Raw genomic sequence first — 26843 nt, 5'->3', positions numbered from 1 at the left:
CCTATTGAATTTTCCTTCTTAAGGTCTCAATGTATTGATAGGCCTCATCAATTTCAGCCTCTGTATAGCGCTGGCTGCTTTTTAAGGTAAACACCTTATTGGTAACTTCCTCTTTTGATAGATTATCAAAATATAAAACCGTAGAAACTAGCTCGAGGAATCTAGCATTTTGCTCATTCATATCGGCAAAGCAATCCTGTAAAAACGGCATCTCTACTTCATTCATGCTCAAAAACTCTTTTCCTGAATCTGTTAGCGTATAGCAATATTGAAAATAGCCGCCTTTTTTCTCTTTCACTTCATTCAGAAAACCCATATTACAAAGTTCTTCCACTCTTGTCGTCAATTCCTCCGAATACGGCCCGTAAAAATGAAACTGGTACCGCTCATGAAAGGGAAAGTCAACCTTTTTGGCAATATATATCATCTTCTGCAGCTTTTTTCTCCCGGTGATCTCACCAGAAACCATAATTGCCTGCATCAGCTTAGCGTGATCTTTTAACAACATTCGTCAACTCCTACTCCATCTAACAGGTCTCATTTGGGGTACTTTATCTTTATAGGTTTCCACTATGTGGTGTCACTTTTTGGTGTCAGGCACCAATTCTAAGATTTCCACCATCCTAACCATTTTAACTATTCTAAAAGGGTTAGAATTTGCTTTTTAAGCTCTTTTTCTGTCGCGTCATCCTTAAGGATATCAGCTGGATAATAGAGTTTGTGGTCCGTTCTTCTTTTCCCCGAAATAGCTTCCACAATCTCTGACTCCCGGGAAAGCTCCCGTAAGTCCCCATTTTCCATCAATAAATTAATCGGCAACCGTTCTTCTTCCTCACCGGGGCGATAGAAGTCATAAGGCAAGTCGGACGATGAATCAACAACTAAATAATATTCAGGGTCAAGCCCTGCTTTTTGGAAAAGTGCAGTTAATTTAGCAAGCTTCTTGTATTCTTTCGCAGGGTCAAATTCCGCATACTTGAATAGATTGCGATTGACAAAGCGCCGACAAAGATCACTTAGGATCGGGTCGGCCTCCTCCTGCCAGATTTGAAAATAGTATAGAATAACGGATTCATCCAATTTTAAGTAGTCTTCTACTGTCACTTGCTCATGGAAGATGGACGTAAAGTGAATCGGTTCATATTTAAATGCATAGTTTTCTTCAAATAACTGCTTAGCGCGATGGAGGATTTTCGTTAAAATCACCTCGGCACTGCGCGAAACAGGATGGAAGTATACTTGCCAGTACATTTGATAGCGGCTCATAATGTAATCCTCAACCGCATGCATACCACTCTTTTTGATGACAACCTGATCTTCCCTAGGCCGCATCACCCGCAAGATTCTTTCCATATCAAATTGACCATAGCTGACACCAGTGAAATAGGCATCTCGCTGCAAATAATCCATCCGGTCAGCATCAATCTGACTGGAAATCATACTAACAACCAGCTTTTTCTCGGATGTTTTCGCAATAACTTCAGCCACTTGAGCAGGGAATTCAGGACCTACTTGCAAGAGCACCTTGTTCACTTCAGTATTGCCTAAGATAATGGCTCGGGTAAAATCTTCGTGGTCAAAGTCAAACACTTTTTCAAAGGAATGGGAAAACGGGCCGTGCCCAAGGTCGTGGAGAAGAGCCGCACAGAGGGTCAGAAGACGGTCATCGTCATTCCATTCCGGTCTGCCTGCAAATACATCATCAATGATGCGGCGGACAATTTCATATACGCCGAGAGAATGGTTGAACCTACTGTGTTCTGCACCATGAAAGGTCAAAAAGGTGGTTCCCAGCTGCTTGATTCGGCGCAGCCGCTGAAACTCTTTTGTGCCAATCAAATCCCAAATCGCACGGTCACGGACGTGAACATAGCGATGGACGGGATCTTTAAACACTTTTTCTTCCATCAATTTTTCAGCCGAATATTGCATAGAATTCCCTCTTCCTCATTACATTCCTAACTTACCTGCTGCCAACCGGACAGTATTCAGTATTCCTATTATATACCAAATATCTACAAAATTCCGCAGGATTTTTCGACATTGGTGCCTTGCACCTTTTACATCACCATGAGAGTAAAAATGGTGTCAGGCACCATTATTAACTCAATAAAAGTAAAAATCACCCGAGCTCTGGTAGATGGGTGATTATTTAATCTTTTTATTTATTTTCTCCATTAATTCCTCTTCTGTTAAGGCAGCGACTGGGCGGTTGTTGACGAAGGCGAAGGTCTTTTTCCGGCCAGGGCCACAATAGGATTGACAGCCAATTTTGATTTCAGCGTCCGGGTCAATTTCTTTCAAACGAGGGATTAATGTCTTTAAATTTACGGCCTGGCAATCATCACAAACACGAAATTCATTGGACATTCCAAACAATCCTTTCTGCGGTCAATCTTTATCTAGTCTTTATCTTATCCAACAAGCAATCAACATAAGCTTGTCGAAATCAATTATCTACACGTGTCTAGCTCCATAGGTATTTTACAGTTTCTTTTTTCTCAATGCAAGTTGCAATCTTTAGCAACTCTTGTCAATCTTACTAAATCTTTTAGTTAAAAAATCTACTATCCTTTTAATCCTTTTGGTATAAAGCCTGAAAAACTTGTCAATCCTAAGACTAGAACTTTTAAAAAAAAACGTCAGATATTGGACTGGCAATTTGTAAATTATTTTAGGGAGTTGAAAGATATGAAAGTTCGTCAAGATGCATGGACAGATGAGAATGATCTCCTATTGGCTGAAACGGTGCTCAGGCATGTAAGAGAAGGCAGTACCCAGCTGAATGCCTTTGAAGAGGTAGGGGACAAGCTTAACCGCACCTCGGCAGCCTGCGGCTTCAGATGGAACGCCGTCGTCCGCCATACCTATGAAAAAGCCTTACAATTAGCTAAAAAGCAACGGAAACAACGACAAAGAGTGTTAGGCAAAGACCAAGGTGGTAAGAAAAAGTTACTTTACAATCCGCCCGTTACTGCTTCTGCAGAATTAGACACGCTCGCACCATTGGCTATGGAACTGCCGCTCGAAACACCGGTTGACATGCCAGATTTGACAGCTGAGATCGCTGTAGAAACCTATGTTAAACCAGAGGCCTCCAGCTACAAACCAGCCGCGCCAAGCTACAGACCAACAACATCGTCTGGAGGACTGACACTTGATTCTGTTATTTCTTACTTACAAAACTTCCATCATGCCAATCTGCAAAATGAAGCATTAAAAAGTGAGAATGAAAGATTAAAAAGAGAAATGGCAGAGCTACGTAAGCAAAATGAAGAAATGGCTGCAAAAATTGAGGGACTCGAGCAGAATACCGAAACCATTCAAGAAGATTACGAGACCTTAATGAAAATCATGAATCGCGCTCGCAAACTTGTTTTATTTGAAGAAGAAGAAAGACCTGCTACTAAATTCAAAATGGATCGCAACGGCAATCTAGAAAAGGTAGCAGAGTAAGCCTTTTTAGAGAGAGTAAAGGGAGAAGAGGCAAGTGCAGCAACCTTAATATAGAAGAGGATGTCTCAAAAGGGTCAGACCCTGTTGAGACATCCTTTTTTACATTTCCGCAATTTTCTCATTCCGGTCAATGACCCGTTGGTAATAGCCAGAAAATAAGCCAAGTTCGTATTCATTTAACTGGCCCGTATATAATTCATCACTATTAGCCTTTAATTGGTGTAAAAGCCGAAGCATCACATCGGCAATGGTGAACGGGGTTCCGAGCAATTCTGACAATGAGGCCATCACTTCAGGGACAATGTCCGGGTAAGCAAATTTTGTGGGCTCGTCTTGTTTAGCCAGTTTATAAAATTGTTTAACCATCTCCGCTCGTTTTTCGCCGCTGCCATACACACAAAGATAAATTTGCACCGCTACACCCTTCCTGAGGCGGCGCTGGGAAATGCCAGCAAACTTTTTCCCATTTATACTAAGATCGTAACTTCCCGGGCAATAAGAGCCGACAATTTCCCGAGCCTCAATCTGCTGCGGGAAATCGGCAAACATAGTTTGAATCAGCTGCCACATCACATCATAGCCGCGATTGATATCAATTCCTTTTTCCGCTTCAGGAAAAATTAACGAAATGTTGAGGACGCCTTCATCAAGTACAACGGCCAGTCCACCCGAATTCCTGACAATAGATTGATAGCCCTGCTCTTTAAGATACTTGATCCCTTCTTGTAAAAATGGCAGTCTCGTATCCTGGATGCCTAAAACCACGGTATTATGATGAACCCACGTCCTTGCCGTGGCCGGCGCTTCGCCTGCACCAACCGATGCACACAACGTATCATCCATTCCAAATGATTGTAATGCTTGAAAATGAGGACCAATGGCAGACTGGTCAATAACTCGCCATTCTGGCTGGCGCAGTAAACCTTCCATCCTAAAAAACCCCTTATAAAGAATACTCCTATTTTATCATACTTAAGAAAAGCGCAAGCGCCCTGGTCAGCGGCGTATGGCCTGGGGCGCTCCAACTGAGATAAAGGAAACACGAAGAGCCGGAGGCGCATTCGTGCTTGACTTATCGTAGGGCGGAGAGCGAAGGACACTAGCCGCTAGGGCGCTGGAGCTGGACATTTCTCGAAGCCAATACTTATAAATTTTTATATAATAAAAGTCGAGCTTCGCATCATTCAATGGATCGCTCCGCCCATATCCTTTAGAAAAAAGAGCCAGCCCGCCGGACCAGCTCTTCATTTAAAATTATAAACCTTGTGCTGCTGTAATTAAGGCCAGCTTGTACACATCTTCTTCATTACAGCCGCGGGAAAGGTCATTTACCGGCGCATTTAAGCCTTGTAAAATTGGACCCACCGCTTCGAATCCGCCTAAACGCTGAGCAATTTTGTAACCGATGTTACCTGCTTCAAGGCTTGGGAAGATAAATACATTCGCATCGCCTCGCAGTACGGAACCTGGTGCCTTACTTTTTGCAACAGATGGAACAAACGCTGCATCAAACTGAAATTCCCCGTCCAACACAAGGGAAGCATCACGGCGTTTTGCTTCAGCTACCGCCTCAACCACACGTTCTGTCTCCTCAGATTTTGCTGAACCTTTTGTTGAAAAACTTAACATCGCAATACGTGGCTCGATATCAAACATTTCAGCCGTTTTTGCACTTTCAATCGCGATTTCCGCTAAATCATTGCTGTCTGGGGCAATATTAATCGCACAATCAGCGAATACATATTTTTCATCCTCACGAACCATGATGAATACGCCAGATGTTTTCTTCACGCCCGCTTTAGTTTTAATAATTTGCAATGCTGGACGAACAGTGTCTGCAGTTGAATGGGCTGCACCGCTGACAAGACCATGTGCTTTATTGGTATAGACAAGCATGGTGCCAAAATAGTTTTCATCCAACAAGATTTTACGAGCTTCTTCTTCGGTTGCTTTGCCTTTACGGCGTTCCACAAAGGAAGCCACTAATTCATCCATGCCAGCATATGTGGCAGGATCATAAATTTCAGCTGACTCGAGCGTCACACCAACCTCTTTCGCCTTTGCCTGTACTTGTTCAATATTTCCTACTAAGATCGGCGTAATTAGTTTTTCCTCAGCCAAACGAGCTGCTGCACGAACAATCCGCTCATCTAATCCTTCTGGAAAAACAATTTTCAATTCACGTCCAGAAATTTTTTGCTTTAAGCCTTCAAATAAGTCACTCACAATAATATCCTCCCTTAAAAAAAACTACCTCTTCTAGCATACTTTACTAGGGTGAAAATTCAAGTTAAGTACACAATGGTAAGCGATTACACCTAAATATTTATGTTTTCAAAAAACTTCACTCACGCTTTTACTATTTACCCCTTTTTATAAAAATATCCACATCCTTTCATTAAGAGTTTCAAAAGGGCGCCACTTGGTCAAACTATGGTATAGTTAAGGATGATAAAAAGTATGATTATTTAGGAGTGATTATAATGAGTGAAGCAGCACAAACGCTGGATGGCTGGTATTGCCTGCATGACTTCCGTACCGTTGATTGGACAACTTGGAAAATGCTCTCTAGTGATGAGCGAGAAGCAGCCATTCATGAGTTTTTAAGTCTGGTTGAACGTTGGAACCACACACAAGAACGCAAAGAAGGCAGCCATGCTTTATATACAATTGTCGGCCAAAAAGCTGATTTTATGATGATGATCTTACGCCCAACCATGGAAGAACTAAATGAAATTGAAACCGAATTCAATAAAACCAAATTAGCTGAATTCACGCTTCCAGCTCATTCCTATGTATCTGTGGTAGAGCTTAGTAACTATTTGCCATCCGATGAGGATCCATACCAAAATCCACATGTACAATCACGTCTTTACCCAACATTGCCAAAGGCAAAGTATGTCTGCTTTTACCCAATGGACAAGCGCCGTCAAGGCAATGACAACTGGTACATGCTGCCGATGGAAGAGCGCCGCAGCCTCATGCGCAGCCATGGTATGATTGGCCGTACATATGCTGGTAAAGTAAAACAAATCATCACTGGTTCTGTAGGCTTTGATGATTATGAATGGGGCGTTACCCTGTTTGCAGAAGATGTACTCCAATTTAAAAAGCTCGTTTATGAAATGCGTTTTGATGAAGTAAGCGCCCGCTACGGTGAATTTGGTGCCTTCTTTGTCGGTAATCTGTTAGAGGAAGAACGCGTAGCACGATTCCTTCACGTTTAAAAAAAGCCCCAGTTGCTGAAATCATATCGAAATAAAAAAGTTCTCAGGCCCCGGCTTGAGAACTTTTTTATGATTACTACCCTATAACCAAGTCATAAATCTCCCTATCCTCTCATACTATTTAAACAGCGAGTCTATAGTTAAAGCTCCGAAGGTCTCATCAAAAAGAGGTGAGAATAGACCCTTTTATGTGGAACCAAATTGGGTTCAAGGGAGTATGGATAGGATGCTAGGCGGTTCGTTTATCCCATTAAAAGGGGAAGCGGGCGTCACTCAGATTAGCGATTAACCTTAATTATTATTAGGAGGGAAAGACATGAGCCAATATTACAATCCTCAAGGATTTCAACCTTACACTGGGGCCGCCGGTCAGCAGGGAGCACAACCGATCGCTGGCGGCGGGCAAGGATTTATGCCGCCACAACAAAGTTTTCAACAAGTTCCGCCAGCCTTTAGCGGGTCGCTTCCAGCATCACCGCCAAGTGGATCCCCAGGAATGCTTCCGATTGAGCAGTCATACATCGAAAATATTCTGCGTTTGAACAAAGGAAAATTAGTAACTGTATTTGCTACCTTCGAAGGCAACTCCCAATGGAATGCCAAAGAATTTAAAGGAATTATTGAAGCTGCCGGAAGAGATCACGTTATTTTAAGCGACCCGCAGAGCGGCACCCGTTACCTTATCCCAATGGTAGCCGTAGATTACATTACCTTCTCTGAGGAAATTGAGTATGAATATCCATACGGAGGCGGGCCATCCATGAGCACCTTCCCGCCAAGATAATTTTTTAAAGACAAAAGGCATTGGACTCTAATCCAATGCCTTTTGTAATATTAGAAATTCCTCACCGCTCCAACGATCATTAAGACCCAGGCTGCTAAAAAGCAAACCCCGCCAAGAGGCGTAATCGCGCCTAACACACCTACTTTTGTAAGGCTTAAAAGATACAAGCTTCCGCTAAATAAAATAATTCCTGCGAGCATTAACCATCCAGACCAGCCAAAAAGTGAGCTGGCGGACACTTTGCCAAGAAGCAGACCGATAATCAGGATGCCTATGGCATGAAACATTTGATAAGTGACGCCGGTTTTCCAAATCTCTAAATAATGTGCATCCAGCCTATCCTTTAATCCGTGTGCCCCAAAGGCACCGAGTGCTACTGCCAAAAAGGCATTAATGGCCCCTACAATAATAAACGTTTTCATGTAAATATCCCCTTTCCTTCGTTAGCTTCCATGCCAATCTCCTCTTGGTCAAACCAAAACGATCAGTTCGCGGACACTTCTACTTTTCACCTAAAAATCAAGCCCGGAGTAGTAAATACCCAACTACTTAAAAATCTAGCAGTGAATCACCATTGGCCTCATCGTCCATCTCTATTTTTTTAGGCTGTTGTATGGAGGCTGCCTGTTGAAAGACGGGCTGAGTCATTAATGGTTGTTGATAGATCTGCTGTGGAATCACAGGTTGAATCGGTGCCTGTCGATGTTCCGGCGCCGACTTTTCATCTAAGATCAGTTCGCATAATATTTTAATAGAGTAAACTTTTTCTCGCAAGTTTTCTTCCTTCGCGCTGTTTTTGGCCAGCTTTAATTCATCTTCTATTTTGGCAAGTAATTTATGGACAGATATATTCATGTTTGACACCTCTAATTTCAGTCTCGTCTATATTCTACATGATTATTGGCTATTTTACGAAATTATAGACACGCCTCCCACCAATCGACATGTTTCACGTGAAACATGTCGATTTGGGATTTTGAATTTTGCTGTATAAGCGATTTTTTCGAAAATGGGATTAATATCCAATTTTTGTAGAATAATGATTGATTTTTGTTGAATTACCACTGGATTTTGTAGAATTGCCTCTGATTTTTGTAGAATTCATCCTTACTTTTGTAGAATTAACTCCTTTTTTCATAGAATTCCCTTCTACTAACAGGTCACTTATGAAAGCAAGGCCCTTTTTTAAGGAAAAAACCCGCACCACTGAAGGTACGGGTTCAAAACTATCCTAATATTCGCTGATAAATGGATTTGGCGTGGGTTAAATCCTTGGTACCATGGATGAGGGCGCGGCCGTCTTGAAAAATAACCATACGTTCCCCGCCCATTTCTACTGATATTAAATAGGGATTGCCTTTTACCTGATATCCTAGCGAACTAAGCTGGCCGGCAAGCCTCTCAAGGGAAAGCTCGCCCTCGTTTGAGGGACGGATTTGCACCGTATCGCGGCCGCACAACACAGTTGTCTTCGTCATGTTCTCACGGTCTAGGTACGGATAGGTCCGTTCCTCGCCGCAGGATAAACAGCCGGCAAACTTCGCCTTTGACATTTTTAAGCTGGTATATTGGTTCCGCCATAGATCAAAGCTGACAAAGGAGGTGCGCACTGCGTCCCAGTCCTCGACCAATATCTTCAAGGCCTCCGCTGTTTGATGAGCAATCACCATTTGCACAGCAGGAGAAATAATCCCGCCCGTATCGCAGGTCATTCCTTGAAGTGGAATCGACCGCAACAAACAATTTAAGCATGGTGTTTTTCCGGGAATAATCGAAAAACCCATCCCAAAACTGCCGACGCAAGCCCCGTAAATCCACGGGAGATTATATTTTTGCGATACATCATTCATCGCCATCCGCGTTTCAAAGTTATCGGTCGCATCTACCATCAGATCGACACCGACAGCCAGTTCCTCAAGCAATGCTGGGGTAGCGTCGCCGATAATCGCCCGGACTTCCACGTCTGAATTAATGGCCCGGAGCCGCTTTTCTGCTGCGGCTGCTTTTGGAAGCTTCTCAGCAACATCCTCTTCCGTGTACAGCTGCTGACGCTGCAGATTACTAGCTTCGACATAATCCCTGTCAATGATCGTTAGTTTTCCGACTCCAGCCCGCGTCAACACCTCAGCACTTCCTGAGCCCAAAGCCCCGGCGCCGATGATGAGGACATGCTTGCTGCTTATTTTCTCCTGTCCCACTTTGCCGATGCCCGGAAAAAGGACCTGCCTTGAATAGCGTTCGTTCATCGTTTTCCCCCCTATCGTCAAGAAAACTTGCCACTTTTGCGAGCTTTTAGGGCAAAATCGTTTCTGTAAGCTCTCAAAACCGTTTAAAATCCATGATTGCAATGAATTTTACTCAGTTTTAAAGCAAATATATCGTTCATTTTTTCATTCACAAATCTTATTTGCGAAAAAGTTACGTTTATTTGCGAATCTGCATCGTTTATTTGCGAATAACTACTTTTTATTTGCGAATCCACATGGTTTATTTGCGAATAGCCCACCACTCACGAAACCGCACGCTAAAAAATCAACCGCCGCTTACGGGAGGAATAAAGGCAACCTCATCGCCTTCTTTTATGACTTCATCATTTGAAGCAAACTCTTCGTTAATCGCTGTCATAACGGTATCCATTTTGGGAAGGTCATACTTCGAAGCTAATTCCGCTTTCAATTCAGCTACCGTTTTTCCGCTCGCATCCAATGATAAAAATTCACTGCCGACGGCGTCACGCAAATGAGCAAAAAATAAGACTTTATTCATCTAAATCACCTGCCTCCGGTTTACCGCTCGGATAGGCAACCGTTTCTAGCTGATTGCCCATCCATGCTTCGCCATCTTCCCAGTGCTCTTTCTTCCAAATTGGGACGATTTCCTTAATACGCTCAATCGCATAGCGGTTCGCTTCATAAGCATCAGCGCGGTGCGGCGTTGATACAGCAATCACCACGGCGATATCGGTAATGTCTAACCGGCCGACTCGGTGGGTAATCGCAACACGGGAGCCTTCCCATCGTTCTTCAATTTCCTGACCAATTTGCTCGAGCTTCTTAACCGCCATCGCTTCATAAGCATCGTAAATTAAGAACAATGTCTTCTTGCCCTTCGTTAATTCGCGAACAGTCCCAATGAAAGTGGTAATCGCACCTGCTTCACGCTGAATGACTTTATCAATGACCGCTTGAATATCAATCGGGTCCTTGGAGATTTCGTACATTTTCATTTTTTCACCTCTTCGGCCAATCGCTTTGGCTCCGCATTTTGGACGACCAAGTAGCCGCCAATTTTTTCAACCTGCGCTTTAAACGCTGCAGATTGAATGATCTCTATCAGCTGCCGGCCGCCTTCACTTTCATAAAAGCTGCGCGTCATCAATAAATCGTATTCTTCATCGGCAACCGGCACAAAATCTAAGCCCATTGACTTTGCGGCAGGATAAATGCCGAGCCCGGCACCACACTGATCCCCTTTTACTTCTGCTGCAACTGCTAAATGGGAGAACATTTCGCGGTCATAACCGATTACCTCCTCAGCGGTAAGACCGGCTTCTTCCAAAAGTAAATCAAACAAAATGCGGGTGCCCGCTCCTTTTTGCCGGTTTACAAAGTTAGCGTGTGACCGAACTACATCTGTGACGTTCTCGATGTTGAGGGGATTGCCCTGTGGCAGGATCCAGCCTTGCTTCCTTTTTAAAAAAGGATAAAGAATGACGTCCTGGCCTGCTAAAATTCTATTTACATAGGATAGATTGTATTGTTTTGTGGCTGGGTCGAGTAAATGAATGCCCGCTACATGGGCCTCGCCTTTTCGTATCGCCATGATCCCGGCCATGCTGCCGACATGGGAGGAGACAATTTTCATTTCCGTCCGGGCGCGCTTAAGCTCCGCTGATAGAAGGTCAATGGTCATATCATGGCTGCCGCAAAAGACAATGGCATTTTTGATTTCTTCGAGCGGACGCAGCAGTTCGACTTCTGCTGAATCGCCTTGCTCATAGCCAATGATATTGGGCGGTACGATTAATAGGCCGTCTGCTCTGACGTAGGACATCGTTACCCCTGCTGCTCTTGTGAGTGGGTTGGCGACATATTGTCCATTCACATAGCCGATATTCATTCGAACAAAATCCTCTGCCCCCATTGACGAGACAATGCGGCGGCCAAGCTTGACTGTGACGGTTTGTCTTTTTGGAACAGAAATCCCTAAATACTTGCAGATGAGCGGCTGGACAAACCATTCGAGCGCCAAGTACGCGGAAACGGGATAGCCTGGTACGCCGACAACGATTTTTCCGTTTATTTTTCCTAAAATGACCGGTTTACCTGGCCGTGCGGCGACCCCATGGGTATAGACCTCGCCTATTTCCGCAATGATGTGAACGGTAAAGTCCTTTCGTCCTGCCGATGACCCGGCATTAATGACGATGATATCGGAGGTTTCTGCGGCCTCTAAGAGCACTTGCTTAATTTTCTCCGGTTCGTCCTTGACGATGGAATGCAGTCTCGGTTCGCCGCCCCAATCCTTAATAAAGCCGGAAAAGACCGTGCCATTGAATTCAATAATTTTCCCGGAAGAGAGTGATGCAGTTGCTTCGATCAATTCATTCCCGGTCGGTATAATCGTTACGACTGGCTTTTTAACAACCGCTACCTTCAGCTGCTGTGCGGCCACTAGGATACCTAAATCGGCTGGCCTTAATACATGCCCTTGTGAAAAAAGCATTTCCTCTTGGACAATATCCTCGCCAATCGGGCGGATATGCTGCCAAGGAGTAGCAGGTTCAATAATTTCAATTGTTTCATCGTCGACGATATGGACATTTTCGATCATGATCACTGCATTAAAGGGAGCAGGAATCGCGTTTCCAGTATCGACAACGACGAATTGTTCGCCGAGCTTCAGTTGGAGTGGATTTTGCTCATGGGCCTTGTATGTGTTTTCTGCCACAACGGCAATTCCGTCCATCGCTGAAGCATGGTAGTGCGGCATCGACACATGGGCAAAAATGGGCGCTGCAGTCACGCGGCCTAAGGCATCAACAGCTGAGATTTCTTCTATTTCAGAGGTCAGCTGAGAAGCTGCCAGAACTTCTACTCTTGCTTCCGCTCGGGGTTTATCTTCTAAATAAATTTTTCGTTTGTACTGTTTCTGTTCCATACTTAAGACCCCCTTACCTTGATGGAATCACAGGTACAAATTCTCCCTGTGAAACTCCTTCTTTTTCTGAACTAATCTCAACGATGCCATCACTTTTCACCAATGTGGTGATTAAGCCTGATTTGCCAAGTATCGGCTCGGCCCACCATTCGCCATCCTTTTCAAACAGGCGGACGCGGATATAATCGGCTCGTCCCATTGACGAGGGAATATTTTTGGTTATTTTTGCAAAAATGCGCTCGGGTTTACGGTCCATTTTTTCACCCTTTAGCTTTCGTAAAATCCGCTCACCGAAAAGTCTAAAGATAATCATCGCACTTGCCGGGTGTCCGGGAAGTCCCATCACTGGTTTACCATTGGCCAAGGCTAAAATCGTTGGTTTCCCTGGCTTGATGGAAATACCATGGACGAAAACGCCGGGATCCCCTAATGATTGGATCACATCGGTTGTATAGTCCTTTGCCCCGACCGAGCTGCCGCCGGAAAGGATTAAACAGTCAACCTGATCATAGAGTACACGCGCCCTCTGGCAAAATTCGTCAAAGTCATCAGGGACAATGCCACCGTAGATGACATCGACATTCCATTCTTTCGCCAGTCCGGCAATCGTTAAATAGTTGATATCGCGAATCTGCCCTTCTACCAGTGTTTCCGTTTGGTATGGGACAATTTCGTCACCAGAGGAAAGGTAGCCGATCTTCAGTTTTTGGTAGACGGATACATGGGTCACCCCTAATGAGGCAAGCGCGCCTAATTCCTGCGGTCGCAGCTTTGTCCCCTTTTCGAGGAGAACTTCTCCTTCTCTAATATCTTCGCCGGCGCGAATAACGTTTTCTCCGGGTGCCACTTGCTTGTACGTATTTAGCAGCTGGTCTAGGTCCTCACAGTGTTCAATCATGATCACGCTGTCACTGCCCTTTGGCATCATGCCGCCTGTCGGTACATAAACAGCGCCGCCATGGGCAACTACTGCCGTTGGAACCTCACCCATTTTTACTTCGCCAGCTATATTTAAAAAGCCGGGCATGGATTCAGAGGAACCATACGTATCCTTCGCACGAACAGCATATCCGTCTACAGTTGAGCGATCAAAACTCGGCACATTTTCCTTTGCGGTAACCGGTTCGGCTAAAATGAGGTTTAGTGCATCGGCAAGCTCCTTCACCACCGTTTGTTTCGTCGCCGGTATGATTTCCTCAATTAAGGAAAATGTCTCTTCAACTGTTTTCACTTTGAAAAATTGCATGGTTCCCTTATTCCCCCTTTAAAGATCTGCCTCGGCCCACTTTTTGGCATCTTCATATTCGTGTGGGTGATTCATATTAAAAAAGACTCGTTCTAAATCGCTATTGCTATATGTCTGCAATTCTTCTTCCGTTATATATCTGACGGTTAATTGATCAAGAAGATGTTTAACTCTAAGCCGACCTGCTTCAATCTGTTGAGCGACTTCTTCGACCACCTTTTTTTGAAAAACAGAAAACAGCGGGTGCTGCTTACCGTTAATGACAGGGATGACGGCATCATACTGACTGCTGCTGTTCACAAGCACCTCTGCCAGTTCAACGGAAACAAACGGCATATCACAGGCGACAATAAAGTTGACATCGTAATCTGAAGCCTTTAGGCCGGCATGAATTCCGGCAAGCGGGCCCATGCCAGGATATTGATCCGCGACCATCCTCAGTCCTAAAAATTCATATTTTTCTGGTTCATTTGTTACTAAAATTATATCATCAAACAGAAGCTTAAGCGTATCTTGGATTCTCTCAATATTCGTTTTCTCATTTATTTTTAGCAGCGCTTTATTGGTGCCCATCCGGCTGGACTTTCCGCCTGCTAAAATGATTGCTGCTGCTTTCATATCAGAACCACCATAAGATCCAACTCCTAGCTTATTCATGGAAATGTATTAATTAGTCTCTTTTTTCTCACCGACGGCGTTATAGCCATTCTCTTGGGCTACAAAATCGAGGTGAATGGAATTCAAATCTAGTAAGGCAGGAGATGGTTTTGTAATATATTGTCTTGTATCAATCATTTTAATATAGCCGCTGCACTCTTCGCAAACTTGAATTTTAGATGTAGCATCGCCCTCAATTTCTAAAAACTGCATCTTTTTGTGGTCTTCATTACCGCAATGCGAGCATTCTAAACGCTTTGCATGCCAGTGGGCGAGGCAGCGAGGGCAATGGATAACTTTTTTTCCTGCTTCATCTAAAGAAGCCAATCTTACTGGCTCACCGCAAACAGGGCAGCCTGCACCAGGAACCGCATGGTCGATTTTGGGCTGGACCTTTTCTGCTGTTAATTGCAGGTATGGACGCAGCGCGGTTTCCGCAAGGAATTGAGGAATCCATTCCTCTAGTCCGTGCTCGGCGGCAAAGCTTGTAAAATACACATGGTTGAAGGAGAAGGCTTCTTCAATCCAACGGACGGCTGTTTCCTCGTTTAATAGACTTGTAATCCCGGAAAGCTTTGTCTCGAGGTCTGGATTGTTTTTGATAAGCGCTGCATTTACTTCCTCTATCCACTGTAAAAATAGTGAAATTTCAAAATCAATGGCCGTTAAAGCAGCAACTGGCACACCTGCATCCATGGTCGCTTTATCGAGGTTAGGTTTGATTGTTTTTGGGTCTAATTGAAGCTTCCACTGCTCCTGAAGCGTGACGATTTCCTTTTGCAAGTCGAGATATTCTTTTGAAACAACGGATTTAATCATCGTTGTCGCACCTCTTTCATATAATAAAGACTTTTGTTCTACTAATTTATAAGAGATATATTCGAGTGAAATTGTTTATGCGGACAAATCTTGCTTTTTACTTCTGATTTCTGTCCTCATGGACGGCCTTAAAAGGCTTTTTAACAGAAATGGCTGTCAATTGTTCGACAGCCATTCTTTTGTATAAAATTTAAAATTTAGTTGAATGGTTTTATGGTATTAAGCACCCTTTTTATGCTTAGGGTCATCCAAATTAGGGAAGTTGCCTTTTTTGACTTCTTCATCATACCAGTCAGGATAGTGTTCTTTAGCCCACCAGGCAGGAACTTCGCCTGTAACAACGCCTGAATAGCCTGGTCTAGAGTTTTTATGAACGACACTTAGGTAGACGTGGCCAACAACAACAGCAATGGCTAAGCCGAAGCCCACATTGTGGAAGAAATAGCCCCACTGCACGAGCGCTCTTGGAAAATATTCATTAAACCACATTGGGATTCCAGAACCAATGATTAAGATCGCCGTAAAGATTTGGATAATCGAGTTAATTTTTTCACCAGCGTTAAAGAAGGTTTGTCTAATATGCTTAAATTTAAAGCCGAAGAGTTCTTTCACAAATTCGCTAAAAAATTGGAGATCCCTCTTTTTCCATGTAACAAGCTCTTTCATCCAAAGCTTAAAGCCTTTCAGGTCAAAGATGACCCAAATAAAGGTTGGCAAGACGAATGTTACCGCAAAAATCCGATGTAACAAACGAGCACCCGCTGGACCGCCAAAAACTGGATACAACCAGTCAAAGAACTCTGTGTACATTGGCAGGGCTGTAATATACAAGGCTAAGAATGAAATGCCGTTGACCGCGTGAGCCGCAACAAATCCTTTGGAAAAACGTCTAATTTTCACATTTGGCTTTGGCTGTTTACTCATGGCGGCCACCTCCATCTTCTTCTTTGCCTTCTTTATTAAATAGCTTGTTTGCAATGAACGCACCGACTACGGCCATGGTTGTTGCCCCAATCATGGCTTTGCCAATTGGCTGGGCATAATCTTTCCAAAGAACCGCAGAAGTTGGAACTTTAGGATTTTCCGGAAGACCATATACGGATGGTTTTTCAGCTAATACATACACCGTATGCGTACCGCCAACGCCTTGTGGATTATACACTTGAGCATTTGGATAACGGCCTTTAATTTCCTGGACGCGCTTCTCTGCTTTTTGAATCATCGCCGCTTGGTCGCCAAACTCCATCGCGCCAGTGTGACAGGTCGTTACGCAGGCAGGCTGTAAGCCTTCTTCGATTCGATCTGTACACATCGTACACTTATGAGCTTTACGATATTCCTTGCCGTTTTTGTCTTTATATTCCTTCAAGGAAATCACTTCAAACGGACAGTTTTGCGTACAATAACCACAGCCTACACATTTATCCTGATCGATGACAACCGTGCCATACTTCGTATAGCTGATGGCATTTTCCGGACAAACCTTTTCACAGGCTGCATCGGTACAATGGAAGCAAGAGGAGTGACGGAAGAGATATTCTAAATCACCTTTGCCATTCTCATGCTCGATGTATTGCAAGACATTCCATGTATCCGCGGTTGTTTTCGCATGCGACTGCGCACTTCCTTGGAATTCTGTTGCTTCTGCCGGAAGGTCATTCCAGTTTTTACACGCTACCATACAGGCCTTACAGCCATCACATTTCGTTACATCGACATATTTTACATATTTCGTCATACGTCAGCCCTCCTAACGTCACAGAGGAATGCTTTATATTCTGGAATCATTGTATTGGCATCCCCAATATGCGGAGTCAGGCGGTTGGCTGTATCACCTGTTGCAAATCCCTTAAAACCAAAATGCCACGGCATTCCAATTTGATGCACTTGTTTACCGCTAACTTTAAAAGGCTTATAGCGTTTGGTTACCATTGCATAGGCTTTGATTTCACCACGCGCAGAGCTGACAATCACTTTGTCTTTATTGTTAATGCCTTTTTCACGCGCTAATTCTTCACTTAATTCAATGAACATATGGCCGGCAAGTTCGGATAGCCACTCTTGATTCCGCGTCATTGAGCCGGATTGCCAGTGCTCGCTTACCCGGTAAGTCGTTGCGACAATCGGATAGTCTGCCTTGAAGCCTTTTTTGTTGAAATCCCCATCATTGATGACCACCGCAGGATTCAAATTTATCGATGAGAATGCATTTGGAACAGGACTTTCAAATGGTTCATAGTGTTCAGGGAATGGACCATCATTCATGGTTGGTGCAAATAATAAGGCCACACTATCTTTATTCATCATAAAGGCACCCGTACCGCCTGGTTCTGTTGGTGCTGTTACTGCTTTAAAGTCAGGAACGTCATTTCCAACCCATTTCTTTTGAAGTGCATCCCACCAGATGACGGCCTTTTCTTGGCTCCACGGCTTACCACTTGGGTCTGCGGCTGCACGGTTATAGAGAATACGACGGTTGGCTGGCCATGCAAACGACCAGTTTAGGTAGTGCTCACCGCCCGTATCTTTATTATCACGGTTTTTAGATCTATTTTTACCCTCTTCAGGATAGAAGCCGGAATAAATCCAGTTACCACTAGAGGTTGTTCCATCATCCTTTAGATCACCGAAGGTTGCGAGTAATTTACCTGTGGTAAGATTGTAGCCATTGATTTCTTTTGCAACAAGATCAATATCTGGAACTTCACCTGTGCCATAATTCCAATCAAGCGCTAAGAATTGTTTCGCAGCAGGTGTTGCACTGCCTGAATAGAGTTTTTTCAGTTTTAATGCTAGTTCATGAATGATATCAAGGTCTGGTCTTGCTTCACCTCTTGAATCAATTGCCTTCCAGCGATATTGCATCCAGCGTGAGCTGTTCGAAATACTGCCTTCTTTTTCAAAGGAAGCGGATGCTGGAAGTAAGAATACTTCTGTATTAATCTTCGAAGGGTCACTGCCGGCTTCTTTTTGCCAGAATGCTGAAGTTTCAGTTTCCCAAAGGTCGATCGCTACCATCCATTTTAAGTTACCAAGCGCCTCTTTTTCTTTACCGGCGTTAGGTCCGCCCACAACTGGGTTTGTTCCAAACAAGAAGGCACCGTCAAGCTCTTTGTTGTACATGGCTTTAAATAGGTTAATATGTGAATAATTTTTATTGCCTTTTGGTAAAAATTGATAGCCAAACTCGTTATCCTTTGTTGCGCTGGCGCCATACCAGGATTTCAATAGGCTGACAACGAATTTTGGTTTGTTGCTCCAATAGCCTGTTTTTGGTGTTTCTTTTTCTAAGTAGCCTTTAAGGGTAGCATGCTCAGGGACCATTGCTTTTGGTGCTGCTAGATAGCCTGTAAGGTTATCCCATAATAGACCAAAGTCTGTTGAACCTTGAACGTTAGATTCACCGCGCATGGCATTGATTCCGCCGCCCGGTAAACCAATATTTCCTAAAAGAAGCTGTAGAATGGCAAAAATACGAACGTTTTGCGAGCCGACGGTATGCTGAGTAGTACCCATCGCGTACAGAATTGTTCCTGCTTTTCCCACCTTACTTGTTTCACAGAATGCCTTACAAACCTTCAAGTAGTCCTCTTTTGGCGTACCCGTAACCGCCGTTACCGTGTCGACATCATAACGCGAATAATGCTTCTTCATTAATTGAAAAACGGAACGAGGATTTGCTAAGGTCGGATCCTTGACCGGTTTTCCATCTGGGGTTGTTTCAATTGCCCATTTTGTCTTATCATAAGTACGTTTTGCCTCATCATATCCAGAGAACAAGCCATCTTTAAAGTCATAGCCCTCTTTCACGATAAAGGACGCGTTTGTATAGTTAACAACATATTCTTTGTGAATGAGATTATTTTCAAGCGCATATTTAATCATCCCGCCGATAAACGGAATATCCGTACCGGAACGAAGCGGTGCATAAACATCAGACTGTGCAGATGTCCGAGTATAACGCGGATCCACACTGATAATTTTTCCACCTTTTTCTTTCGCTTTTGTTAACCATCTAAAGCTGATGGGATGATTTTCAGCAGGGTTCGCGCCCATAATCAATGCACAATCAGTATGCTGTAGATCATTCCAATGGTTAGTCATTGCTCCACGACCAAATGTAGGTGCCAGACCGGCAACCGTAGAACTATGTCATATTCGTGCCTGGTGTTCTAAATAAGTCACACCAAGCCCTCTCATTAGTTTAGTGAGCAAGTACGTTTCTTCATTATCAAGTGCTGCGCCGCCTAAGCTGGCAATTTTTTCAGTCTTATTAACGAAAATCCCATTTTCCTTTTCAACAAATGAGCTGTCACGTGTTTCCTTTGTACGTTTGGCAATGGTGTCGAGCATCCAATTCCAATCTTTTTCCTCCCACTTGCTGCTGCCAGGTGCACGATAAAGTGGTTTTGTTAAGCGTTTTTCAGATGTATATAACTGGCGTAATGTGGTTCCTTTACTGCAGAGTTTACCTTCGTTAATTGGATTATCCGGATCCCCTTCCGTATAAACCACGGTATTATTTTTCGTGTGAACGAGGATTCCACATCCAACGCCACAGTAGCAGCAAATGGTTGGTGTTACAGTTGCTTTGGCAATCTTGAAATCTTTTGATTTTGCATAGGCCTTTTTCTCATTAAAGCCTAATTCCACGACAGCAAGTGTTGCAGCAGTGGCACCCGATAGCTTTAAAAATTGCCGACGATTTAAGTTCATTTCAACCATCACTATTCTCCTTCCCCAAACATGATTAGAACTCCCAATTTTCTCTCTATCTTTTATTGCTAGGTTTGTGTGATTGATTCCCCCCTTCAATACTCCTCTCTAAGGCTGGTTCATTTGTTAGATCATGCTCGACTCTTCCTGTTGACGTATAGACAGTTGCCATTTTCCCTCTCAAATAGCCAATCACTTCAATATTTAAGTATTTGGCCAGTTGGACGGCCTGCTTCGTGGCAGCGGTGCGAGAGCCGATGATCGGAAAGCCAAATTTTGCTGCTTTGGAGAGCATTTCATATGAAACCCTGCCGGTTGTTAGTAAAATCAACCGTTCAGGTTGTAAACCCTTTCGTAAGGCATAGCCAATAATTTTATCCACTGCATTATGGCGGCCAATATCTTCCCGGATGGTCATTGAACCGTCTTCTTCGACAATACAGGCACCATGCATACCACCTGTTTCAAGGTAGAGGGATGAATTTTGTGCAAATTCACTTCGCTTCTTTAAAAGATAACTAAGTGTCACTATTTTACTGGATGCGACCCTGGAAAAATTTTTCACATCCGTCATCGAAAAGAAGGTCACGCCTCTGCCACATCCGGCAGTGTAATGCTTCTTTTTTGAAAAGAATTGGTCTTCATCAAATCGGGAGCAAAGTGAAACGTGGATGCTTCCCAGATCATCATTTACCGTAATGGATTCAATATCTCTTGCAGATTGAATAAATCCTTCAGAAAACAAATATCCATATGTCCAATCTTCAAGGTCGTATTTTGTCAGTTGAAAAACGGCGATTTCGTAGCCGTTAATGATTAAGGAAATTGGATATTCATCGGGACAACCTTTGCGGTTCATACGATTCCCTCCTCATCAGGAAATTTTCCTTATTTTATCATTGTAAAAATAGGACCAATGGCACTCAGCGACATTTGTCACTATTTCAAAAAGAAACCAAGATCAGAAGGAGGATTTTGAAAGAATAAAAATCGATTCCCACTAAGAAATGGCGGTTTTATCAGATTTGCCCGAAATGTGTCGATTTTCCAACATTTTATAAATAATAAACAGCTAACCATTGTACCTATATTGCTTTATAGGGGTTGGAAAACGGTTTCATTTTAAATTAACGCCCTTTTGAGTCAATCGTACGTCCCAATGTCGTTTTTGAAAGTAATATTTATCACGCAAAATACTTGTTTACCGTACAAATAGAGGAATTGTCATTTTTTTGTAACGAATGGCAGTTAGAATAGTCCGAGGATTCAACCAGATTCCTTTTATATTTATAAATTTGTTTTATAATAAGACATAGGTTTTATTTTCAAGGAGGAAAAGATAATGTCGATTAAAAAGGTATTAACAATTGCCGGCTCAGATTCAAGCGGCGGGGCTGGGCTGCAAGCTGATTTAAAAACATTCCAAGAGCTTGGCGTATACGGTATGTCCGCCCTTACCTGTATCGTAACAATGGATCCAAAGGCCAACTGGCACCACAACGTGTTTCCGATTGATGTAGACATACTTGAGAAACAGCTGGAAACAATCCTTTCCGTTGGGATTGACGGTATGAAAACAGGCATGCTTGGTACAGTTGAAATCATTGAATTGGTAGCAAGGAAAATAGATGAGCATCATTTAGAACGTGTGGTGATTGATCCTGTTATGGTTTGTAAGGGAGAAGATGAGGTGTTAAATCCCGAAACAACTGAGGCAATGCGGGAACTACTCCTTCCTCGTGCGTATGTCGTTACGCCAAATTTATTTGAAGCTGGCCAGCTTGCCGGTATGAAAACACCGCGGACAGTTGCGGACATGAAGGAAGCCGCTGTAAAAATTCACGAACAGGGAGCCAAATTCGTGTTGATTAAAGGCGGCAGCAAGCTGCAGACAGAAGAAAAGTCACTTGACCTCCTCTATGATGGAAAGGAATTTAAGCTTTACGAATCAGAAAAAATTCAAACTACCTTTACTCACGGAGCTGGCTGTACCAATTCAGCCGCCGTCGCAGCTGAAATTGCTAAAGGCAACAGCGTCTACGATGCAGTCGATGTGTCAAAGAGATTTGTCTCTGCAGCCATCCAAGAAGGCTTCCGCCTAAACGAGTATGTGGGACCTACTTGGCATGGGGCCTACCGTAATGCCGTAAAAGTAACCGAGTATTGCGAGGATTGTGAAGAATAGAATGTAATAGATGTTAGGAGAGCTGGGCGTAACCGTTCGGCTCTCCGACTTTTTTGAGGCAAGGATTTCGCATTTTCCTAATGATTTTAGTATGATAAATACATTATAAACAAGAATACACATTAAAGATGATCCATCATTATGAACGGGAAAGGAGGCGGCATGTTGGAAATCATTGATGTAAAAAACGTACAGGACGCAATCAATCACTTTGCTAATAAGGATGTTTATATTCATCTTGAAACCACCAATGGTGCCTATGCATCGCATCATGACCAATCTTTCTTTTCTGCCGGAGCGTATATCCGCAATGCTCTTGTCCGTTATGAGCTAGGGAAAATTACCGGAAACGGCCCTTATCGGATTGGTTTAAAAATAAACCTCGGCTGGATTTATGCGGAAGGTCTTACACACTTTGAAATCGATGCAGAGAATCATCTATTATTAGCCGGTCACGATCATAGCGGGAAGCTGGCTGTTGCCCTTGAAATAAGTGCCACTCCGTTTGATTAGAAAAGCGGAAGCGCCCTGGTCAGCGGCGTAGAGCTGGACCATTCTCAGTTACCAACCTTCAGCCGAAAGGAGATTAAATAATGGAAAAAGAGCGCCATCTATTGGTCGTTTTCCCTCACCCTGATGATGAAGCATTTGGGGTATCCGGAACTATTGCGACACATGTACAGAATGGAACACCCGTCACCTATGCATGTTTAACTTTAGGAGAAATGGGCCGCAATATGGGCAATCCTCCGTTTACTAATCGGGAAAACCTTCCCAAAATTAGAAAAGAAGAGTTAAAGGAAGCGGCACGAGCGATCGGAATTCAAGATTTGCGCATGCTTGGTTTCCGTGATAAAACCATTGAATTTGAAGATGAAAATAAATTGACGGACACGATTTCTGCCATCATTGAGGAAGTCAATCCTTCCTTGATCATCACCTTTTATCCAGGCTACGCCGTTCACCCTGATCATGATGCCACCGGTGCGGCGGTCATTAGAGCGGTGGAAAAAATGCCTCCCGACGCACGTCCGGTTGTACACTGCTCCGCCTTCTCTAATAATTGCGTCGAGGATCTTGGCGAAGCGGATATTATCAACGATATTACGGCTGTTGCTGATAAGAAACTGGCCGCTATTCGGGCCCACCGCTCACAGACAGAGCTAATGTTAAAAGATATGGAAGAAAAAATGAAAAATCAAGACCCGCAAATGATGATTTGGATTCACAATGAACGTTTTTGGACCTATAAATTTGCTTAAGTAAGAGCAAGAGGATGTCTCAAGACATCCTCTTTTACATTTCACAAAATGTTCATTTTTACCATAACCCCCAGTGACCTGCTTCCACCCTCATCTCTTCACAAAATGTTCAAAATTCTCTTTTAAGTTGTGCTGTGCATCACTATTTTTCCCTTGCCCTCCGTTTAGGATAAAGGTGTTCATTTTTCAAAAAAAGGGAGGGGACAAAATGAATAAGGTCATCATTAGTTTTGTTATTAGTGTCTTGCTGGGCTTTGGGCTTGGCTATCTCGTGTTTGATGTTATTATCGGAGATTCTGACCAACAGCCGCAAGTCGCACAAACAGAGACTAAGGCTGCAAACACTGCTGCCAGCGAAAAGAAGGACACAAAAGAAGCCGCCACGACAAGTGCTTCTGTTAGTGAAGACAACATCCTTAATAGTCGAGGATGCCTTGGCTGCCATAGTGTTGAATCACTTCATTTAAAAGGCGGAGCAGTTGGACCGGACTTATCTCAAGCATTTGCTAACGTTGAAGGAAAGCATGGCAAGCCCATTGAGGAATTTCTGAAAGCGCCTACTTCAGCTGTTATGTCAGGCGTCATAAGTAAAAATCCATTAACTGATGAGGAACGTAAGCAAGTACTTGAATTACTGAAACAAGCTTCTGAAGCCAAATAAAAATAAGGTGGTGTAATGTAGATGAAAAAATGGATTCCAATTGCATCCGGTTTGCTTGCCGGTTTTGTGGCCGCAACGATTTCGTTTGCTGATTTTTCAGCCAAAACTAACACAGAAGCGACTGCCAGCAACAAGAGCGATGCAGAAAAGGTTTATGTTCCATTCGGTCAAAAAGACGATTATTACTTATTCGCATCTGGCGGTCACTCGGGACAAATGTTTATTTATGGCGTTCCATCGATGCGCAAGATCAGAACCATTCCCGTATTCTCACCAGATTCAGCAACGGGATACGGCTTTGATGAGCATTCCAAAAAAATGATGGGTAACTATACATGGGGTGACCTTCATCATCCAGCTTTCTCAGAAACAAACGGTGATTATGATGGAAAATACATGTTTGCCACTGATGTGGGCAACAGCCGTGCCGCCGTTGTCAATCTTGAAACCTTTACAACAAAGGATATCATTGAAGTGCCCAATACCGCAGGACCGCACTGCGCAGCCTTTGTGACTGAAAATACGGAGTACATGTTCTTACCGACCCGTTTCGCTGTGCCGGTCGGACAAAAATATGAATCACTCGATAACTTTAGTAAAGAGTACCGCGGCGTTATGTCTGCTGTAACATTTGATGAAAAGAATGAAAAGCTCGGGATTGCTTATCAGGTTGCCCTGCCGCCATGGTCCTATGACCTTTCAGATGCTGGTAAAAAAGGGTCAGCAGACTGGGCCGTCATGACGACCTATAATACCGAGGAAGCTACAACAAACCTTGAAATTAACGCATCCCAAGCCGACCGTGACTACATTGTGCTTTTTAACTGGAAAGAGCTTGAGAAAATGGTTAAAGACGGGAAATACGAGGATGTTGGCGGCCAAAAAATGATTTATCCGGAAAAACAAAAAGGCGGGATTTATTTAGTGCCTGTCGCGAAGTCGCCGCACGGTGTTGACGTTACACCTGACGGAAAATACTTCATTGCTTCTGGTAAACTTGCCCCATCGATGACGGTATTTTCGTTTGAAAAAGCCTTTAAAGCCGTTGCCAACAAAAAATTCGCCGGGGAACGGAACGGAATTCCAATCCTTGATTATAAATCCGTCATGGAGAGCGAAGTAAACCCAGAAAATGCACTAGGACCGCTTCATACTCAGTTTGATGATAAAGGGATGGCCTATACAACGATGTTTATTTCCTCTGAGATTGTCAAATGGGATCCAAACACAGGTGAAACCTTAGACCGTGTTCCAGTTCAATATTCCCCAGGACATTCTGTTTCAGCTGAAGGTGATACGGTAGCACCTGACGGAAAATGGCTGATCGCTTTAAACAAGATTGCCAAGGACAGCTATTTATCTGTTGGTCCTTCCCACCCTGAATCGATGCAATTAATTGACATCAGCGGGAAGATGAAAGTCATTCAATCATCACCAGTCGATCCTGAGCCACACTATGCTCAAATGATTAAAGCCGATAAGATCAAGACCATTAATGTTTACCCTAAGGACGAAAAGAATAAGGATGCTATTTACAAGAAGGATGACGCGAAAATCGTCCGAAAAGGCAACGAGGTTCACGTCTACGGAATTGCGATGCGGTCAAAATTCATCTTTGATGCAAAAGCAAAACGACCTGACGTCATTGAGGTCAATCAAGGGGATCATGTCTTTATCCACCTGACTAACATTGACTTCGACGAGGATATTACGCATGGATTTGCGATTAACAGTTACAACCTGAACATGGAAGTGCAGCCTGGCCAAACCAACACGATGGAATTTACCGCCAATAAAGCCGGAACATATCCGCTATACTGTACCAACTTCTGTTCTGCCCTGCACCAGGAAATGAACGGTTACTTCCTTGTGAAGCCTAAAAATTAATTAAAAAAGGTATTTCGGGCGAAAAGATAGTAAAAAAAGGGTCTGACCTCATGAACTGCCGGGGTCTGACCCTCTGTTTTGAAAGGTGTGATTAACTTGAATGAACAAAAGAAAAAATTATCGATGGTTTCTAGTTTATTAATAGTTGTTTCAGCAGGTCTGCTCATCGTTTCTATGTTCTTCCCTTGGTGGAAGATGGTGTTCTTTGCCCCCCAATATCCGGAAGGATTAAATATTATTGTTTACCCCAATAAGCTGGAGGGGGAAATAGATATTGTAAATGGTCTTAACCACTATATTGGCATGGCAAACTTTAGCAAAGAGAACTTCCCGGAATTAGCCTATTTAACCTATCTTGTCGGCGGATTAGCGGCAGTCACATTGTTAACAGCGATCTTACGTAAAAAGTCTGTTCTATATGGATTAATTAGCCTATTCTTCATCGGCGGCGTTCTTGGTGTTCTCGATCTAAGAAAAGCTCTACATGATTTCGGAACCAACTTAAGCCCCCATGCACCCATTAAAATTGATCCATTTGTGCCACCCATACTCGGGCATAATACCGTTGCAAACTTTGTGACCAACAGTGTTCTCGGTACAGGTTCCTATTTCTTAATTGCTGCTTTCCTATTATTGCTCATTCCGTTATGGAAGGATCGAAAGTAAAATGAAAAAATTCACGCTCTTTCTTCTTGTTTTTTCTCTTTTTATCCTAATAAAACCAGAAAAAAATTTGGCAGTCGGAAATTTGCAGGCTCTCATCGATAGCTTGAAAGAGGGGGC

The 26843-nt window shown here is 43.4% G+C and carries 28 protein-coding genes; 9 read left to right on the top strand and 19 right to left on the bottom strand.

The genetic code is table 11. The features are described 5' to 3' along the window. Window position 1: 1 nt before the first annotated feature. The 3 genes from AC3ANL_RS00695 to AC3ANL_RS00685 all read right to left on the bottom strand — a co-directional run bounded on the left by AC3ANL_RS00695 (window position 2) and on the right by AC3ANL_RS00685 (window position 2370). Entirely contained in the window at window positions 2–505 is a 504-nt protein-coding gene (locus AC3ANL_RS00695) for a YwgA family protein (protein ID WP_488329634.1), read from the bottom strand. Window positions 506–636: 131 nt separating this feature from the next. Next, window positions 637–1932 carry an HD domain-containing protein gene (locus AC3ANL_RS00690; protein WP_488327376.1) on the bottom strand — a complete coding sequence of 432 codons (1296 nt, stop codon included), beginning with the start codon at window positions 1930–1932 and terminating at the stop codon, window positions 637–639. Window positions 1933–2148: 216 nt separating this feature from the next. Further along, complete coding sequence (locus tag AC3ANL_RS00685; RefSeq protein WP_488327375.1) at window positions 2149–2370, bottom strand: YuzB family protein; 222 nt, start codon at window positions 2368–2370, stop codon at window positions 2149–2151. A 321-nt stretch (window positions 2371–2691) separates the two neighbouring features. Here AC3ANL_RS00685 and AC3ANL_RS00680 point away from each other — a divergent pair, with 321 nt between their 5' ends. Beyond that, a complete protein-coding gene (locus tag AC3ANL_RS00680) occupies window positions 2692–3456 on the top strand; it encodes an RsfA family transcriptional regulator (protein WP_488327374.1) in 765 nt (254 codons plus the stop codon). A 99-nt stretch (window positions 3457–3555) separates the two neighbouring features. Here the strand turns inward: AC3ANL_RS00680 and lipL are convergent, their stop codons facing one another. Further along, the gene (gene lipL, locus AC3ANL_RS00675; RefSeq protein WP_488327373.1) at window positions 3556–4386 is read right to left on the bottom strand and encodes an octanoyl-[GcvH]:protein N-octanoyltransferase; all 831 of its coding nucleotides are present in this window, start codon (window positions 4384–4386) and stop codon (window positions 3556–3558) included. Window positions 4387–4710: 324 nt separating this feature from the next. Continuing rightward, window positions 4711–5682 carry a phosphate acetyltransferase gene (pta, locus tag AC3ANL_RS00670; protein ID WP_488327372.1) on the bottom strand — a complete coding sequence of 324 codons (972 nt, stop codon included), beginning with the start codon at window positions 5680–5682 and terminating at the stop codon, window positions 4711–4713. 257 nt (window positions 5683–5939) lie between these two features. Between pta and hemQ the strand changes: the two genes are divergently transcribed. Both hemQ and gerQ read left to right on the top strand, forming a co-directional pair. After that, window positions 5940–6683 (top strand): hydrogen peroxide-dependent heme synthase, encoded by a 744-nt coding sequence (gene hemQ / locus AC3ANL_RS00665; protein ID WP_488327371.1) that lies wholly within the window; start codon window positions 5940–5942, stop codon window positions 6681–6683. Window positions 6684–6999: 316 nt separating this feature from the next. Continuing rightward, entirely contained in the window at window positions 7000–7467 is a 468-nt protein-coding gene (gene gerQ, locus AC3ANL_RS00660) for a spore coat protein GerQ (protein ID WP_488327370.1), read from the top strand. Between the two features lie 50 nt (window positions 7468–7517). On the opposite strand, the gene AC3ANL_RS00655 is transcribed toward gerQ, so the two are convergent. The 14 genes from AC3ANL_RS00655 to fdhD form a co-directional block, all read right to left on the bottom strand. Further along, window positions 7518–7889 carry a DUF423 domain-containing protein gene (locus AC3ANL_RS00655; protein ID WP_488327369.1) on the bottom strand — a complete coding sequence of 124 codons (372 nt, stop codon included), beginning with the start codon at window positions 7887–7889 and terminating at the stop codon, window positions 7518–7520. A gap of 127 nt (window positions 7890–8016) precedes the next feature. After that, complete coding sequence (locus AC3ANL_RS00650) at window positions 8017–8322, bottom strand: YwdI family protein (RefSeq protein ID WP_488327368.1); 306 nt, start codon at window positions 8320–8322, stop codon at window positions 8017–8019. Between the two features lie 371 nt (window positions 8323–8693). Next, window positions 8694–9713, bottom strand: a complete 1020-nt coding sequence (locus tag AC3ANL_RS00645; RefSeq protein WP_488327367.1) for a thiazole biosynthesis adenylyltransferase ThiF — start codon at window positions 9711–9713, stop codon at window positions 8694–8696. Between the two features lie 286 nt (window positions 9714–9999). Beyond that, window positions 10000–10233, bottom strand: a complete 234-nt coding sequence (moaD, locus tag AC3ANL_RS00640) for a molybdopterin converting factor subunit 1 (RefSeq protein WP_488327366.1) — start codon at window positions 10231–10233, stop codon at window positions 10000–10002. Then, window positions 10226–10693, bottom strand: a complete 468-nt coding sequence (locus AC3ANL_RS00635; protein WP_488327365.1) for a molybdenum cofactor biosynthesis protein MoaE — start codon at window positions 10691–10693, stop codon at window positions 10226–10228. The genes moaD and AC3ANL_RS00635 overlap by 8 nt, the downstream gene beginning before the upstream one ends. Next, window positions 10690–12627 (bottom strand): molybdopterin biosynthesis protein, encoded by a 1938-nt coding sequence (locus tag AC3ANL_RS00630; RefSeq protein ID WP_488327364.1) that lies wholly within the window; start codon window positions 12625–12627, stop codon window positions 10690–10692. Before AC3ANL_RS00630 ends, AC3ANL_RS00635 begins: the two co-directional genes overlap by 4 nt. Before the next feature lie 13 nt (window positions 12628–12640). Beyond that, window positions 12641–13873: a molybdopterin molybdotransferase MoeA gene (locus tag AC3ANL_RS00625; RefSeq protein ID WP_488327363.1), complete on the bottom strand. Its 1233-nt coding sequence runs from the start codon at window positions 13871–13873 to the stop codon at window positions 12641–12643. A gap of 18 nt (window positions 13874–13891) precedes the next feature. After that, entirely contained in the window at window positions 13892–14491 is a 600-nt protein-coding gene (mobA, locus tag AC3ANL_RS00620; RefSeq protein ID WP_488327362.1) for a molybdenum cofactor guanylyltransferase, read from the bottom strand. 48 nt (window positions 14492–14539) lie between these two features. Beyond that, the gene (locus AC3ANL_RS00615) at window positions 14540–15349 is read right to left on the bottom strand and encodes a formate dehydrogenase accessory protein FdhE (protein WP_488327361.1); all 810 of its coding nucleotides are present in this window, start codon (window positions 15347–15349) and stop codon (window positions 14540–14542) included. A gap of 219 nt (window positions 15350–15568) precedes the next feature. Then, the gene (locus tag AC3ANL_RS00610; protein WP_488327360.1) at window positions 15569–16273 is read right to left on the bottom strand and encodes a formate dehydrogenase subunit gamma; all 705 of its coding nucleotides are present in this window, start codon (window positions 16271–16273) and stop codon (window positions 15569–15571) included. Further along, window positions 16266–17087 carry a 4Fe-4S dicluster domain-containing protein gene (locus AC3ANL_RS00605; protein ID WP_488327359.1) on the bottom strand — a complete coding sequence of 274 codons (822 nt, stop codon included), beginning with the start codon at window positions 17085–17087 and terminating at the stop codon, window positions 16266–16268. Before AC3ANL_RS00605 ends, AC3ANL_RS00610 begins: the two co-directional genes overlap by 8 nt. Continuing rightward, window positions 17084–19453 carry a formate dehydrogenase-N subunit alpha gene (gene fdnG / locus AC3ANL_RS00600; RefSeq protein WP_488327358.1) on the bottom strand — a complete coding sequence of 790 codons (2370 nt, stop codon included), beginning with the start codon at window positions 19451–19453 and terminating at the stop codon, window positions 17084–17086. The genes AC3ANL_RS00605 and fdnG overlap by 4 nt, the downstream gene beginning before the upstream one ends. A 48-nt stretch (window positions 19454–19501) precedes the next feature. Beyond that, entirely contained in the window at window positions 19502–20074 is a 573-nt protein-coding gene (locus AC3ANL_RS00595; RefSeq protein WP_488327357.1) for a twin-arginine translocation signal domain-containing protein, read from the bottom strand. Window positions 20075–20120: 46 nt separating this feature from the next. Continuing rightward, complete coding sequence (gene fdhD, locus AC3ANL_RS00590) at window positions 20121–20924, bottom strand: formate dehydrogenase accessory sulfurtransferase FdhD (protein WP_488327356.1); 804 nt, start codon at window positions 20922–20924, stop codon at window positions 20121–20123. A 483-nt stretch (window positions 20925–21407) separates the two neighbouring features. Here fdhD and pdxK point away from each other — a divergent pair, with 483 nt between their 5' ends. From pdxK to AC3ANL_RS00560, 6 genes are all read left to right on the top strand, one after another. Further along, a complete protein-coding gene (gene pdxK / locus AC3ANL_RS00585) occupies window positions 21408–22250 on the top strand; it encodes a pyridoxine/pyridoxal/pyridoxamine kinase (RefSeq protein WP_488327355.1) in 843 nt (280 codons plus the stop codon). A gap of 162 nt (window positions 22251–22412) precedes the next feature. Beyond that, the gene (locus AC3ANL_RS00580) at window positions 22413–22763 is read left to right on the top strand and encodes a YojF family protein (RefSeq protein ID WP_488327354.1); all 351 of its coding nucleotides are present in this window, start codon (window positions 22413–22415) and stop codon (window positions 22761–22763) included. An 80-nt stretch (window positions 22764–22843) separates the two neighbouring features. Beyond that, on the top strand, window positions 22844–23512 hold the full coding sequence (bshB2, locus tag AC3ANL_RS00575; protein WP_488327353.1) for a bacillithiol biosynthesis deacetylase BshB2: 669 nt from the start codon (window positions 22844–22846) through the stop codon (window positions 23510–23512). A 208-nt stretch (window positions 23513–23720) separates the two neighbouring features. Next, a complete protein-coding gene (locus AC3ANL_RS00570) occupies window positions 23721–24173 on the top strand; it encodes a cytochrome C (RefSeq protein ID WP_488327352.1) in 453 nt (150 codons plus the stop codon). A 21-nt stretch (window positions 24174–24194) separates the two neighbouring features. Continuing rightward, window positions 24195–26060, top strand: a complete 1866-nt coding sequence (gene nosZ / locus AC3ANL_RS00565; RefSeq protein ID WP_488327351.1) for a Sec-dependent nitrous-oxide reductase — start codon at window positions 24195–24197, stop codon at window positions 26058–26060. Window positions 26061–26156: 96 nt separating this feature from the next. Continuing rightward, a complete protein-coding gene (locus AC3ANL_RS00560; protein WP_488327350.1) occupies window positions 26157–26726 on the top strand; it encodes a hypothetical protein in 570 nt (189 codons plus the stop codon). Window positions 26727–26843: the final 117 nt, after the last annotated feature.

The organism is Neobacillus sp. DHD-1R (genome assembly GCF_057747995.1).
The sequence above is the reverse complement of the archived record's forward strand: the minus strand, read 5'-3'. Positions and strand labels throughout refer to the sequence as shown.